Origin of the sequence: Brevundimonas alba (assembly GCF_011927945.1) — a bacterium.
GTDB classification, from domain to species: Bacteria; Pseudomonadota; Alphaproteobacteria; order Caulobacterales; family Caulobacteraceae; genus Brevundimonas; species Brevundimonas alba.
Map to the genome: position 1 here is coordinate 518,503 of NZ_JAATJM010000002.1, position 12,532 is coordinate 531,034.

12 protein-coding genes and 3 tRNA genes are annotated in these 12,532 nt (G+C 69.6%); 12 read left to right on the forward strand and 3 right to left on the reverse strand.

The genetic code is table 11. From position 1 onward, the window contains the following. The first annotated feature begins 33 nt into the window (after positions 1 to 33). From glpX to GGQ87_RS13100, 10 genes are all read left to right on the forward strand, one after another. Positions 34 to 990, forward strand: coding sequence for a class II fructose-bisphosphatase (glpX, locus tag GGQ87_RS13055; protein ID WP_168048451.1), 957 nt, complete (start codon positions 34 to 36; stop codon positions 988 to 990). After that, on the forward strand, positions 990 to 2,798 hold the full coding sequence (gene recJ / locus GGQ87_RS13060; protein ID WP_209282564.1) for a single-stranded-DNA-specific exonuclease RecJ: 1,809 nt from the start codon (positions 990 to 992) through the stop codon (positions 2,796 to 2,798). Before glpX ends, recJ begins: the two co-directional genes overlap by 1 nt. A gap of 85 nt (positions 2,799 to 2,883) precedes the next feature. Next, positions 2,884 to 2,958: transfer RNA gene (locus tag GGQ87_RS13065), tRNA-Glu, on the forward strand. Positions 2,959 to 3,174: 216 nt separating this feature from the next. Next, positions 3,175 to 3,735 (forward strand): cold-shock protein, encoded by a 561-nt coding sequence (locus GGQ87_RS13070; RefSeq protein ID WP_342448364.1) that lies wholly within the window; start codon positions 3,175 to 3,177, stop codon positions 3,733 to 3,735. Between the two features lie 109 nt (positions 3,736 to 3,844). Next, positions 3,845 to 4,318, forward strand: coding sequence for a DUF192 domain-containing protein (locus GGQ87_RS13075; protein ID WP_245161599.1), 474 nt, complete (start codon positions 3,845 to 3,847; stop codon positions 4,316 to 4,318). Positions 4,319 to 4,374: 56 nt separating this feature from the next. After that, positions 4,375 to 4,451: transfer RNA gene (locus GGQ87_RS13080), tRNA-Pro, on the forward strand. 369 nt (positions 4,452 to 4,820) lie between these two features. Next, complete coding sequence (locus GGQ87_RS13085; RefSeq protein WP_168048456.1) at positions 4,821 to 5,126, forward strand: ETC complex I subunit; 306 nt, start codon at positions 4,821 to 4,823, stop codon at positions 5,124 to 5,126. A gap of 94 nt (positions 5,127 to 5,220) precedes the next feature. Further along, positions 5,221 to 5,297, forward strand: a tRNA-Arg gene (locus GGQ87_RS13090). A 45-nt stretch (positions 5,298 to 5,342) separates the two neighbouring features. Further along, positions 5,343 to 6,116 (forward strand): exodeoxyribonuclease III, encoded by a 774-nt coding sequence (locus GGQ87_RS13095; protein ID WP_168048458.1) that lies wholly within the window; start codon positions 5,343 to 5,345, stop codon positions 6,114 to 6,116. 3 nt (positions 6,117 to 6,119) lie between these two features. Further along, a complete protein-coding gene (locus tag GGQ87_RS13100) occupies positions 6,120 to 6,596 on the forward strand; it encodes a hypothetical protein (protein ID WP_168048460.1) in 477 nt (158 codons plus the stop codon). On the opposite strand, the gene metC is transcribed toward GGQ87_RS13100, so the two are convergent. Continuing rightward, entirely contained in the window at positions 6,586 to 7,758 is a 1,173-nt protein-coding gene (gene metC / locus GGQ87_RS13105) for a cystathionine beta-lyase (protein WP_168048462.1), read from the reverse strand. The genes GGQ87_RS13100 and metC overlap by 11 nt on opposite strands. Before the next feature lie 129 nt (positions 7,759 to 7,887). Here metC and GGQ87_RS13110 point away from each other — a divergent pair, with 129 nt between their 5' ends. Together GGQ87_RS13110 and GGQ87_RS13115 are read left to right on the forward strand one after the other, a co-directional pair. After that, positions 7,888 to 8,958 carry an amino acid ABC transporter substrate-binding protein gene (locus GGQ87_RS13110; protein ID WP_342448365.1) on the forward strand — a complete coding sequence of 357 codons (1,071 nt, stop codon included), beginning with the start codon at positions 7,888 to 7,890 and terminating at the stop codon, positions 8,956 to 8,958. A gap of 30 nt (positions 8,959 to 8,988) precedes the next feature. After that, positions 8,989 to 10,299 carry a dicarboxylate/amino acid:cation symporter gene (locus tag GGQ87_RS13115; RefSeq protein ID WP_168048466.1) on the forward strand — a complete coding sequence of 437 codons (1,311 nt, stop codon included), beginning with the start codon at positions 8,989 to 8,991 and terminating at the stop codon, positions 10,297 to 10,299. Here GGQ87_RS13115 and sseA read toward each other — a convergent pair. Continuing rightward, positions 10,296 to 11,135 carry a 3-mercaptopyruvate sulfurtransferase gene (gene sseA, locus GGQ87_RS13120; protein WP_168048468.1) on the reverse strand — a complete coding sequence of 280 codons (840 nt, stop codon included), beginning with the start codon at positions 11,133 to 11,135 and terminating at the stop codon, positions 10,296 to 10,298. The two genes, GGQ87_RS13115 and sseA, sit on opposite strands and share 4 nt — an antisense overlap. Before the next feature lie 20 nt (positions 11,136 to 11,155). Next, positions 11,156 to 12,376, reverse strand: coding sequence for an SAM-dependent methyltransferase (locus GGQ87_RS13125; RefSeq protein WP_168048470.1), 1,221 nt, complete (start codon positions 12,374 to 12,376; stop codon positions 11,156 to 11,158). Positions 12,377 to 12,532 lie beyond the last annotated feature (156 nt).

Consider the following 12,532-nt stretch of genomic DNA (forward strand, 5'->3'; position numbering starts at 1 on the left):
GAATCCCGGGATCATCGTCTCAGGAGAACGCCCATGGCCGCTTCGGCCCCCTACGCCTCCACGCTGGCCGCAGACGCCGCGCGGGTCACCGAACTGGCCGCCATCGCCAGCTACGCCCAGATCGGCCGCGGCGACGAGAAACAGGCCGACCAACTGGCCGTCGACGCCATGCGGACGGCCCTGAACGCGCTGGATATCGACGGCAAGATCGTCATCGGCGAGGGCGAGCGCGACGAGGCGCCGATGCTCTACATCGGCGAGAAGGTCGGCACCGGCAAAGGCCCGGCCATCGACATCGCGCTGGACCCGCTGGAAGGCACGACGCTAACGGCCAAGGCCATGGCCAACGCCCTGTGCGTGCTGTCGATGTCGGCGAGCGGCGGCATGCTGCATGCCCCCGACACATACATGGACAAGATCGCCATCGGGCCGGGCTATGCGCCGGGCACCGTCGATCTGGACATGAAGCCTCAGGACAACGTGCGATCGCTGGCCTCGGCCAAGGGCGTCGATCCGCGCGACATCACCGTCTGCGTCATGGACCGGCCGCGCCACGCCGAGCTGATCGCCGCCCTGCGCGAGGTCGGGGCCAAGGTGGTGCTGATCACCGACGGGGACGTGGCCGGCGTGATCCACACGGCCGAGCCTGAGACCGGCATCGACCTGTATCTGGGATCGGGCGGCGCGCCGGAGGGCGTGCTGGCGGCGTCGGCGCTGAAATGCGTCGGCGGCCATTTCCAGGGCCGTCTGATCTTCCGCAACGACGATGAGAGGGCCCGGGCCGAGCGCACAGGCGTCAAGGATTTCGACCGGAAGTACGATCTGCACGAACTGGTATCGAAAGACGCGGTGTTCGCCGCCACGGGCGTGACCAAGGGCGCGATGCTGGACGGCGTGCTGGTGCGAGACGGCTTTGTCACGACCCATACGCTGGTGATGGATTCCTCGACCCGGACAATCCAGCGCATCCACACGCGACGGCCTCTCTGATGGCCGACGGGGGGACGATCCCAGGGCCTGCCTTCCTGGGCGTTTCCCGTTCGCTGTCCGGGCGCGTCTGGCGGCAGAGGCCGGCCGAGGCGGGGCTGATCCGCGCCCATATGCAGGCGCTGAACCTCGAGGAGCCGCTGGCGCGGGCGCTGGCGGCGCGCGGTGTGCGGGCCGATCAGGGCGCGGACTTCCTTACGCCGACGCTGAAGGCGCTGTTTCCCGATCCGTCGAGCTTCATGGACATGGACGCGGCGGCGGAGGCGATCCTCGACGCCCTGCAGGCAGGGACTTCGATCCATGTGTTCGCCGACTACGACGTGGACGGCGCGTCGAGCGCAGCCCTGCTGGTGCGCTGGTTCCGGGCCATGGGCGCGGATCTGCCGATCTATGTGCCGGACCGGGTGACGGAGGGATACGGGCCGAGCGCGCGGGCGTTCGACACGCTCAAGGCTTCGGGCGCTGATCTGGTCATCACAGTCGACTGCGGAGCGGCCGCCAACGAGGCCGTCGCCCATGCGGCGGCGATCGGGCTGAAGGTCGTCGTGATCGACCACCATATGATGCGCGAGCATCCGCCGGTCTGCGCCGCCGTGGTCAATCCGAACCGGCCGGGCTGCAACTCGGGGCAGGGCAATCTGGCGGCGGCCGGGGTGGTGTTCGTACTGCTGGCCGCGCTGAACCGCGAGGCGCGGCGGCGGGGGATGTTCGAGGGCCGCGAGCAGCCGGATATCCGGCAGTGGCTGGATCTGGCGGCCATGGGGGCGATCTGCGACGTCACCGGCCTGACGGGGTTCAACCGGGCGCTGACCAGCCTCGGGCTGCGCGTCATGTCGGACTGGGGCAATCCGGGCCTGAGGGCGCTGCTGGCCGCGGCGGGGAGCGAGCCGGGACCGGCCAAGAGCAATCATGCGGGCTTCATCCTCGGGCCGCGGATCAACGCCGGCGGGCGAATCGGCAAGTCGGACCTCGGCGCGCGGCTGCTGTCGACCGACGACCCGGACGAGGCGCGGGAACTGGCGCAGGAACTGGACGCCCTCAACATCGCCCGGCGCGAGGTCGAGCGGCAGGTGACCGAGCAGGCGACCCGGATCGTCGAAGCCTCAGGCGCCCACGCCGACGGCTCGGCCGTGGTGGTGATCGAGGGCGACGAGTGGCACCCGGGCGTCGTCGGGATCGTGGCCGGGCGGCTGCGGGAGCGCTGGCGCAAGCCCGTGGTGGTCATCGGGGTCGATGCCGTGAACGGAATCGGCAAGGGCTCCGGCCGGTCCCAGCCGGGCATGAACCTTGGCCGTGCGGTGCAGGCGGCCTGGGAGGCCGGCGTGCTGATGGCCGGGGGCGGCCACGCCATGGCCGCGGGGCTGACGGTCCGGGCGGACGGCATCGGCCAGCTGCGCGACTTTCTCAACGAGCGGATGGCCGGAGAGCAGGCGGCGGCGGAGGCGCTGGACGGGGTTGAGATCGACGCCCTGATCGATCCGGGTGCGGCGAGCCGGGCGCTGTTCGAACAATTCGAGCAGCTGGCGCCGTTCGGACCGGCGAATCCGGAACCTCTGTTCGCCCTGGAGCATGTGGCGGTGCGCGAGCCGGTGGCGATGACCGGCGGCCATGTGCGCTGCCGGCTGGTCGGGGCCGACGGGGCCTCGGTCAAGGCGATCGCCTGGCGCTGCGCCGACCTGCCGTCGGGCAAGGCGCTGATGAGCGGGCAGGGCGGTCTGAGCGTCGCCGGCCGGCTGAAGGCGGACGACTGGAACGGGCGGCGGGGCGTGCAGTTGGAGATCGAGGACGTCGCCGATCCGCGGATGGCGTAAACCTCGACCGTCCGGTCGTTTTTCTACGGCAAAGCCGCTTGCACCCTTCGGAATCGGCGGCTATATCGCCGCTTCCCCGCGCCGCGGTCCCTTCGTCTATCGGTTAGGACGTCAGGTTTTCAACCTGAAAAGAGGGGTTCGACTCCCCTAGGGACTGCCAGCGCGGGGGCTTCATTCCCCCACATCGTCAGCCGAACCCGCGACCCTCGTTGAGGCCTGTGCGGGCCTTGCCGCGTCTGTGCAGACGACGCTTGCAGGCATCAGTTGCAAGAAATGTTCGCTCCGGCGCGAGAAATGGACATTTTTGCCTTTTCGGCCATTCACAGAACCGTGTTAAACAAGCCTGTCCGCACGGATCGCGGACAGGGGGAAGACTGTGTCGGACTACGAGGGCGTGGAGACGGTCGAGACGGTGCGCATCGCCGGCCGGGTGAAATGGTTCGATCCCGGCAAGGGGTACGGCTTCATCGTGCCCGATGACGCCAGCCTGACCGACATGAAGGACGTGCTGCTGCACATCTCGAGCCTGCGCGACAGCGGTCGCGACACGGCGGCCGAGGGCGCGCCGATCACCTGCGACTGCGCTCGCCGGCCCAAGGGCTGGCAGGTTACCGAGGTTCACGACCTGGGCGAGGGCGATCCCGAGGCCGCGCTGGCGCCGCGCCGGGGCGCGTTCGACGGACTGCGCCGCGACAGCCGGGTTCAGGCGCCGGTCGAAGGCGGCGGCGTAATGGAGATGGCCGTCGTCAAATGGTTCAACCGCACCAAGGGCTATGGCTTCGTGGTTCGCGACGGCGCCCCGGGCGACATCTTCGTCCATGTCGAGACGCTGCGGCGCTGCGGCCTGGATGATCTGCTGCCCGGCGAGGCGGTGTCAGTGCGGTTCGCCGAGGGACCCAAGGGCCTCGTGGTCGCGGAAATCCGGCCGACGGCCTGATCGGCCTCCCCATCCAACGCGACCGGCTGTAAGCTGCAGCCGCGCGGCGACTTGCCGGGCATGCGCCGATCGGCGCAATCTGCGGTGAAACGGTCCTGAGGGTGCAATGATGTTGGTTCGTCGTGGGTTTCTGGCCGGCCTGACCGGTCTGGTGCTGCTGGCCGGATGCGCGGGCGCGGGAACGGCCCAGGGGCCCAACGGCGAGCCGATGGAGGCGCTGACCGTGGTCACCTCGACCGGCGAGCATGACTTCCTGGTCGAGATCGCCGACGACGATATGGAGCGCCAGCGCGGCCTGATGCACCGCGAGCCGCTGGCCGACGATCGCGGCATGCTGTTCGAGTTCCCGGATGTGGCCGAGCGTGGCTTCTGGATGCACAACACGCCCAGCCCGCTGGACATCATCTACATCGACTCCTACGGCCGCATCGTCTCGATCGCGAAGAACGCCACGCCGAACTCGGACGCCGTGCTTCCGTCGAACGGACCCGCGGCGGGGGTGCTGGAAATTCGCGGCGGACGGGCCGATCAGATCGGCGCCAAGCCCGGCGACCGCATCCGTCACCCCTTCTTCGCGCAATAGACGCCTTCGCGCGTTGCCGTGCGCGCGGGCGCGTGGCAAAGACCGCCGCTCTGGATCGGGGTGTAGCGCAGCCTGGTAGCGCATCTGCTTTGGGAGCAGAGGGTCGGAGGTTCGAATCCTCTCGCCCCGACCAGAATGAACCGGTGGCGGTGGCGGGCCGTCAGGCCCGGAAGCGCGCCGCCGAAAACCACCTCATGAACAGGCGATAGACGAAGCCGCCTCGCTGTTCCCGGCCGGCCACGCGCGCGCGGCGGCCGCGGCCCTTGTACTCGTCTGCAATCACAGGATGTCCTCCCAACCCGCGCTGTGAACAGCGTGGCCGTGGATTGGTTCCTGTGTCCGATGGCCGACAGAGGTGGTCGGCAGAGTTCCGACGCGCAATCCAGAGACGCATGGAACGGCCGACCCGCGCGCCGGGTTCGCAGGCGGCTGTCTTGATCAACGGCCGGAAGGCTTCTAGAGCCGGACGGTCCGGCGACGGCCGGTCAGAAGAGGTTCGTCCATGCTCGCCCGCATCTATCGCCCCGCCCGGAACGCCATGCAGTCGGGCAAGGCCAATACCAGACACTGGCGGCTGGAGTTCGAGCCGGCGTCGGCGCGCACCATCGACCCGCTGATGGGCTGGACCAGCTCGGCGGACATGAACGGCCAGGTGCGGCTCGACTTCGATTCGAAGGAAGAGGCGATCGCCTACGCCGAGCGCTACGGTATTCCGTTCCGCCTGCAGGAGCCGCATGAGCCGCCGGTGATCATCAAGGCCTATGCCGACAATTTCGCCACCAACCGCAAGGTCTCGTGGACGCACTGAGTCCCAAGGGGCGCTAACGCTCGCGCCGCGGGCGCTCGCTGCTTGAGCGGCGGGGTTTGCGCCCGTACCGCGCCGCGCTACTTGCCTTGGAAAGGCGCCCATAGCTCAACCGGATAGAGCACCCGCCTTCTAAGCGGACGGTTGCAGGTTCGAGTCCTGCTGGGCGCGCCACGGTTCGGCACGGCAACCTGCCTTGACCGGAGCCGTTGTGGGCGGGTGAGGATCGCCACCTTCAACATCAACGGGATCAACACCCGGCTCGCGAATCTGCTCGCGTGGCTGGAGGAGGCGAAGCCCGACGTCGTCTGCCTGCAGGAGCTGAAAGCGACGGACGCGCAGTTTCCGGCGAAGGCGATCGAGGCGGCCGGCTATCACGCCATCTGGCAGGGCGAGCATCGCTGGAACGGCGTGGCCATCCTCTCGAGGGACGCGGAACCCGTCCTGACGCGGCGCGGGCTGCCGGGCGATGCGAAAGATGTGCAGAGCCGGTATCTGGAGGCGGCGGTGGACGGGGTGCTGATCGCGTCGCTGTATCTGCCGAACGGCAATCCGCAGCCGGGGCCGAAGTTCGACTACAAGCTGGCGTGGATGGAGCGGCTGAACGCCCATGCGGCGGGGCTGCTGGAAACGGGCGCGCCCGTGGTGCTGGCCGGGGACTACAATGTCGTGCCGACCGAAGCTGACATCTACAACAGCCGCTCGTGGAAGAAGGACGCCCTGTTGCAGCCGGAGAGCCGGGCGGCGTTCGCGCGCCTGCTGGAGCAGGGCTGGACGGACGCGCTGAGGGAGCGGTACCCGGCCGATCCGCCGCCCTGGACCTTCTGGCAGTATTTCCGGCAGGCGTGGGAGCGGGACGCCGGGCTGCGGATCGACCATCTGCTGCTGAGCCCCGCGGCGGCGGAGCGGCTGACCGACGCCGGCGTGGACCGGGAGGTGCGCGGGCGTGAGCGGGCCAGCGACCACGCGCCGACATGGATCGAGCTGGACTGAGCCATGGCGCGGCAACTGAAGGTGTTCTGCTATTCGGACGGCTTTCATTCGTGGACGGTGGCGGCGTCGTCGCGGGCCAAGGCGCTGGAGGCGTGGGGCGTCAAACGCGACCTGTTCAAGGACGGGTCGGCGCGGGAGATCGACGTCGGCCCGGACCGCGCGGCGGCGCTGGCCTCGCCCGGCGAGCTGATCGAGCGCGGCCTGTCGGTCGATATCGGCAAGGTGGAGCGGACGAAGGCGCCGAAGGCGAAGGCCAAGGCGGAGAAGCCCAAGTCGGATGCGAAGGCGCGGGCGCGGGTGGAGGGGCTGGAGGCCGAGCTGGCCGCGCTGGACGAGGCGCAGGCGGATGAACGGGCGGCGCTGGAGGCCGAGCGGGAGGCGCTGGAGCGGCGGGAGCGGGAGGTGGCGCGCCGGCAGACGCGGGACCGCGATGCGCTGAAGACGAAGCTCAAGGCGGCGCGGGCGAAGCTCAGCGGATAGCGGCTGTCCAGGCGGCAAGGCCCCGCTCGAGGTCGGCGATCAGGTCGGCCGGGTCCTCGAGGCCGACATGCAGGCGGAGCAGTTCGCCGACGAGCTGCGGCGGGGCGCGGCGGAAGGCGAGCTGGCCGGTCTCATGGGTGATCAGGCTCTCGAACCCGCCCCAGGAATAGCCGAGACCGAACAGCTCCAGCGCCGACATCAGGGCATGAGCGGAGGCTTCGGAGCCGCCGTTCATGGCCAGGCCCAAGATGGAGGCCGCGCCGGTGTAGTCACGGCGCCAGAGGTCGTGGCCGGTCGCGTCGGGCAGGGCCGGATAGAGGACCTGCGCGACCTCGGGACGGGTCTGAAGCCACTCCGCCACCGCGAGGGCGGAGCGGGCCTGTTCGGCGTAGCGCAGCGGCAGGGTGCGGATGCCCCGGAGCGCCAGCCAGGCGTCGTCGGGCGAGACGCGCCAGCCGAGGTCCTCGATGGTCTCGGCGATCTGGCGGGCGATGGCGGGGTCAGCCGCGGCGATGGAGCCCATCAGCAGGTCGGAGTGGCCGCCGACGTATTTGGTCACCGCCTGGACGCTGACGTCGACGCCATGGGCGAGGGGACGGAAGGCGAGGCCGGCGGCCCAGGTGTTGTCCATGACGGTGAGCACGCCCCGCTCGCGACAGGCGGCGGCGAGGGCGGGGACATCGACCAGTTCGAAGGTCAGGGAGGCGGGCGACTCGATCAGCAGCAGGCGCGTGCGCCCGGTCATCGCGGCGAGGATGTCTTCGACGGAGGCGTCGGGGGCGTGGAAGGCCGTGGCCATGCCGCGCGCCTTGAGGTGGCGATTGAGGAAGCGGCGGCTGGGGCCGTAGAGGGCGTCGGTGGCGAGGACCTCGTCGCCGGGGCGGAGCAGGGCGGTCAGGGGCACGGTGACGGCGGCGAGGCCGGAGGGGACCAGCCAGGCGTCGGCGGCGCCTTCGAGATCGGCGAGGGCGGCGCGGAGCTGGCGGGCGGCGGACAGATCCTCGATGCCGTAGACCGCGCCGGCCGTCTCGTCCCGTATGTCGCCGGGCCGGTCGTTGAGCAGCGTCGAGGCGCGCTCGACCGGCGGGCTGACGGGACGGCGGGCGGCGCCGCGGCGGGTGGCGGAAGCGATCAGGCGGGTGCGGTCGGAACGGTCGGACATACGGGCCGGTCGAGGGTTGCGGTTCAGCCGTCAAAGGCCTCTAAAGCTGGCGGGGGCGCAAGGTCTGGAATCGCTCGGGCGAGGAACAGGATGCGGACACAGGTGGTGCGGAGGGCCGGCGCGACGGCCGTGGCGTTGGTCCTCGGGCTGACGGCGGCGGCGTGCGGCGGCGGCGATCGCGACAGCGACAGCAACGCCGCCGAGCCCGTCGTGACGGCCACCGAGGCCCCTGAATTCTCCAGCCCGACCCTGCAGGCCATCAAGCGGCGGGGGCGGCTGAACTGCGGCGTGCATGAGGGACTGGTCGGGTTCGCCTACACCGACAACCGGGGCGAATGGCGCGGCTTCGACGTAGACTTCTGCCGGGCGCTGGCCGCGGCGGTTCTGGGCGATCCCGACAAGGTGCGGTTCGTGCCGCTGACGTCGAGCCAGCGGTTCGACGCGCTACGCGGGGGCCGGGTCGACGTGCTGTGGCGGGCGACGTCGTGGACCCTGTCGCGTGAGGTGACCGAGGGCGTGCGCTTCGCCGGGGTCAACTATTACGACGGGCAGGGCTTTCTGGTGCGGCGGTCGCTGGATCTGGCCAGCGCGGCCGAGTTGAACGGGGCGAGGATCTGCGTGCAGCGGGCGACGACGTCGGAGCTGAACGTGTCCGACTTCTTCCGCTCGCGCGGCATCGAATACCGCCCCGTGGTCATGGCCAACGAAGAGGCGGCGCGGAACGCCTATGCGCGCGAGGACTGCGACGCCTTCAGCGCGGACATCTCGGCCCTGGCGGCGGCGCGGACCCTGCTGTCCAATCCCGAGCAGCACGCCATCCTGCCCGACGTGATTTCCAAGGAGGCGTTGGGGCCGGCGGTGAAGCGTGGCGACGAGTCCTGGACCTCGATCGTACGCTGGACGCTGAACGCCCTGACGCTGGCGGAGGAACTGGGCGTCACCGCCGACAACGCCGACACGATGGCGCAGGAATCGCGCAGTCCGCAGATTCGGCGCCTGCTGGGGGTCGAGGGCGACTTCGGCCCGGCTATGGGGTTGTCGAAGGACTGGGCGAAGAACGCCATTGAAGCCACGGGCAACTATGGTGAAATCTTCGATCGCAACATCGGCCCCGATTCATCGCTCGACCTGGCGCGGGGCCTCAACGCACAATGGAACGCTCGGCCGGGCGGCCTGATCTACGCCCTGCCGATCCGGTAACGACACATCGGCCGCGCGCCGGGGGGAAGCATGGAAACGACGAAACGCGGCGGGATCCCGCTCTATCTGTGGATGCTGCTGGGCTTTGTGGTCGGTCTGGGCGGCGGGCTCTACGTCAACCTGACCGGACAGGTCGTCCAGCCCTGGGCGATGGATATCATCCAGGCGGCGGGGCAAATCTTCCTGCGTCTGCTGTTCATGCTGGTCCTGCCGCTGCTGTTCGCGGCCCTCGCGGTCGGCGTGGCCGAGATGGGCGACCTGAAGTCGCTGGGCCGGGTCGGCTTGAAGACGCTGGCCTTCACCATCCTGGTGTCCGCCATCGCCGTGGGCATCGGCCTGGGCATGGTCAACCTGTTCCAGCCGGGCGCCGGCGTGGATCGCGAACTGGCCGCCCAACTGCTGGCGCAGGGCGCCGAGGGCGCATCGGCGATCGTCGGCAACGCGCCCAAGTCGATCGAGGCGGGCAAGTTCTTCCTCGACATGATCCCCTCGAACGTCGTCACCGCGGCGTCCGAGAACCAGATCCTGCCGGTCATGATCTTCGCCCTGATCTTCGGCATCGGCATGGTGATGGCCAAGAGCCCCGCCACGGATCGTCTGCAGGAGACCCTGCAGGGCCTGCTCGAAGTGATGATGAAGCTGATCAACCTCGTCATCAAACTGGCCCCCATCGCCATCGCCTGCCTGATGTTCAACCTCGCGGCCGTGTTCGGCTGGGACCTGCTTCTGCGACTCGGGGCCTATGCGGCCGTGGCCATCGGCGCGATGGCGATCCACATGTTCATCGTCTATCCGCTGCTGGTCTGGACCTTCGGCGGCATGAATCCGCTGAAGTTCGCCAACGGCGTGCGCGAGCCCTTCGTGGTGGCCTTCTCGACCGCCTCATCCAACGCCACCCTGCCGATCGCCATCAAGGCGGCGGAAGAGAAGCTGATGCTGCCGCGGCGCATCTCGCGCTTCGTGCTGACCGTCGGCGCCACGGCGAACCAGAACGGCACCGCCCTGTTCGAAGGCGTGACGGTGCTGTTCCTGGCGCAGTTCTTCGGCGTCGATCTGAGCCTCGGCCAGCAGCTGGTGGTGATGCTGGTCTGCATCCTCGGCGGCATCGGCACGGCCGGGGTTCCCGCGGGCTCCCTGCCCGTCATCGCCCTGATCCTGACCATGGTGGGGGTGCCGGCGGAGGGGATCGGCCTGATCCTGGGCGTGGACCGCTTCCTCGACATGTGCCGGACCACGCTGAACGTCACCGGCGATCTGGTGGCGGCCACCGTAGTGTCGCGCGGAGAGACCGACGCGATCATTCCGGCGGGCGAGCCGGAGCCGGTCGCGCCGGGGGCCTAGGGTCCGCTGACGACTGGTGTGTCCGCGCGCCCGCCCCACTCGGCCCAGCTGCCGTCGTAGAGGCGCGACGGGCGGCCGAGAACGGCGAGGCCTAGGCTGAGGATGGCGGCGGTGACGCCGGAGCCGCAGCTGGTCACGACCGGCCGGTCCGGGTCCACCCCGGCCGCGCGGAAGGCGGCCTCCAGTTCGGCGGGCGGCTTCATCGTGCCGTCGGCGTTCAGGAGGGCGGGGAAGGGCAGGTTGAGTGCGCCGGGCATGTGGCCGGAGCGAAGCCCCGCGCGGGGCTCGGGCGCGCGGCCTTCGAAGCGATCGGCGGCGCGCGCGTCCAAGACCTGTGCGGCGCCGGCGAGAGCCTCCCGCACGACTTGCAGACTGGCGAGCGTTTCAGGATCGAGACGGGCGTCGAAGGTTGCAGGCTCGACCGGTCCAGCCGCGCCACTCTCGACAGGTCGGCCCTCGGCGAGCCATTTGGGCAGGCCGCCGTCCAGCACCTGCACCCGCCGCGCGCCCATGGCGCGGAACATCCACCACGCACGGGCCGACGAGCGGATGCCGAGGGTGTCGTAGACGACGATGTGGTCTGTCTCGCCCAGACCCAGAGAACCCATGCGGACGGCGAAGGCCTCTGCCGACGGCAGCATGTGCGGTAGATCGCTGTCCGGGTCGGAGCTGGCCTCGAGATCGAAGAAGACCGCCCCCGGAATACGGCCCACTTCGAAGTCCGGCCGCCCGTCGCGGCCGTCCAGATGCCAGCTGGCGTCCACGGGGCGCAGGTCTGGCTCGCCCAACCGGGCAGCGAGGTCAGCGGTGGAGATCAGCGGCGGGAGATCGGACATGCCGCCACTCTAGAGCCGTCTCAGGCGCGGGAAAGACCGAGCTGGATCACGTCGGTGCGGCCGATGCGGAAGCCGGCCTCGCAATAGGCGAGATAGAAGCGCCAGAGGCGGCGGAAGCGCTCGTCGAAGCCGTTAGCGGCGCGGATGCCGTCCCAGGCCGCCTGGAAGCGTTCGTCCCACAGGCGGAGCGTGTCGGCGTAGTCCTGACCGAAACGATCGACCGTGCGCCAACTGAGACCGGCGGCGGTGACGACCGGCTGAAGCGCCCGCTCGGACGGCAGCATGCCCCCCGGGAAGATGTACTTCTGGATGAAGTCCGTCCGGCGGCGGTAGCCTTCGAAGACGGCGTCTTCGATGGTGATGATCTGCAGGCCGGCGCGGCCGCCGGGCTCCAGCACGTCGTGGATCTTGCCGAAATAGGCGGGCCAGTACTCCTCGCCGACGGCCTCGAACATCTCGATGGAGGCGACGCGGTCGAAGCGGCCCGTCACGTCGCGGTAGTCGATCAGCTGGATATCAGCCTTTTCCGACAGACCGGCGTTGAACAGGCGTTGCCGCGCGAAGTCGAACTGCTCGCGCGAGATGGTGATGCCGGTGACGCGGGCGCCGACCTCCCGAGCAGCGAACTCGGCGAAACCGCCCCAGCCGCAGCCGATCTCGAGCACCGACTGGCCCCGTCGCAGATCCATCGAGCGAGCGAGGGCGGCGTATTTCTCGCGCTGGGCGGCCTCCAGCGTCATGTCGAGCCGGCTGAACCGGGCCGACGAATAGGTCATCGAGGGGTCGAGCCAGGCGGCGTAGAAGGCGTTGCCGATGTCGTAGTGCGCATGGATGTTCTTGCGCGAGCCCGAGCGGCTGTTGCGGTTCATCCGGTGGGACAGCCAGTGGACCGCCTTCATGACCGGATGGCCGCCCGTCAGGCGGCGGAAATTGTCCTGGTTGCGGGCCAGGGCCTCGATCAGCACGGCGAGGTTGGGCGTGTCCCATTCGCCGGCCATATAGCCCTCGGCGAAACCGATATCGCCCGAGGCGAAGACGCGGCCGGCGAAGCGGTAGTTGTGGACGTCGAATGTCGCGGCGGGGCCGGGCTCGGTCCCCTCCAGCACATGTCGGGCCCCGCCGGGAAGCAGAACGGTCAGGCGGCCGAAGGTCCAGTTTGAGGCCAGCAGGCGCAACAGCAGGCCGGGCCCGCGCGGCAGGCGGGCTGCGGCCTCTTCACGGTCGACGGTCACCGTGGTCATACGGTGAAGGTGGGGTCGGTTGAAGCAAAACGTCAATCCCCCGCCACCTCCCGGCCGGTGGTCTTGGCGTCCGGGGGCGTGTAGCTTGCCAAGCCGAGGGTCCGACGCCACCTGATCGCCTTACAGGCGCCGCAAGGGCGGGCCCAGCCGCAGTCA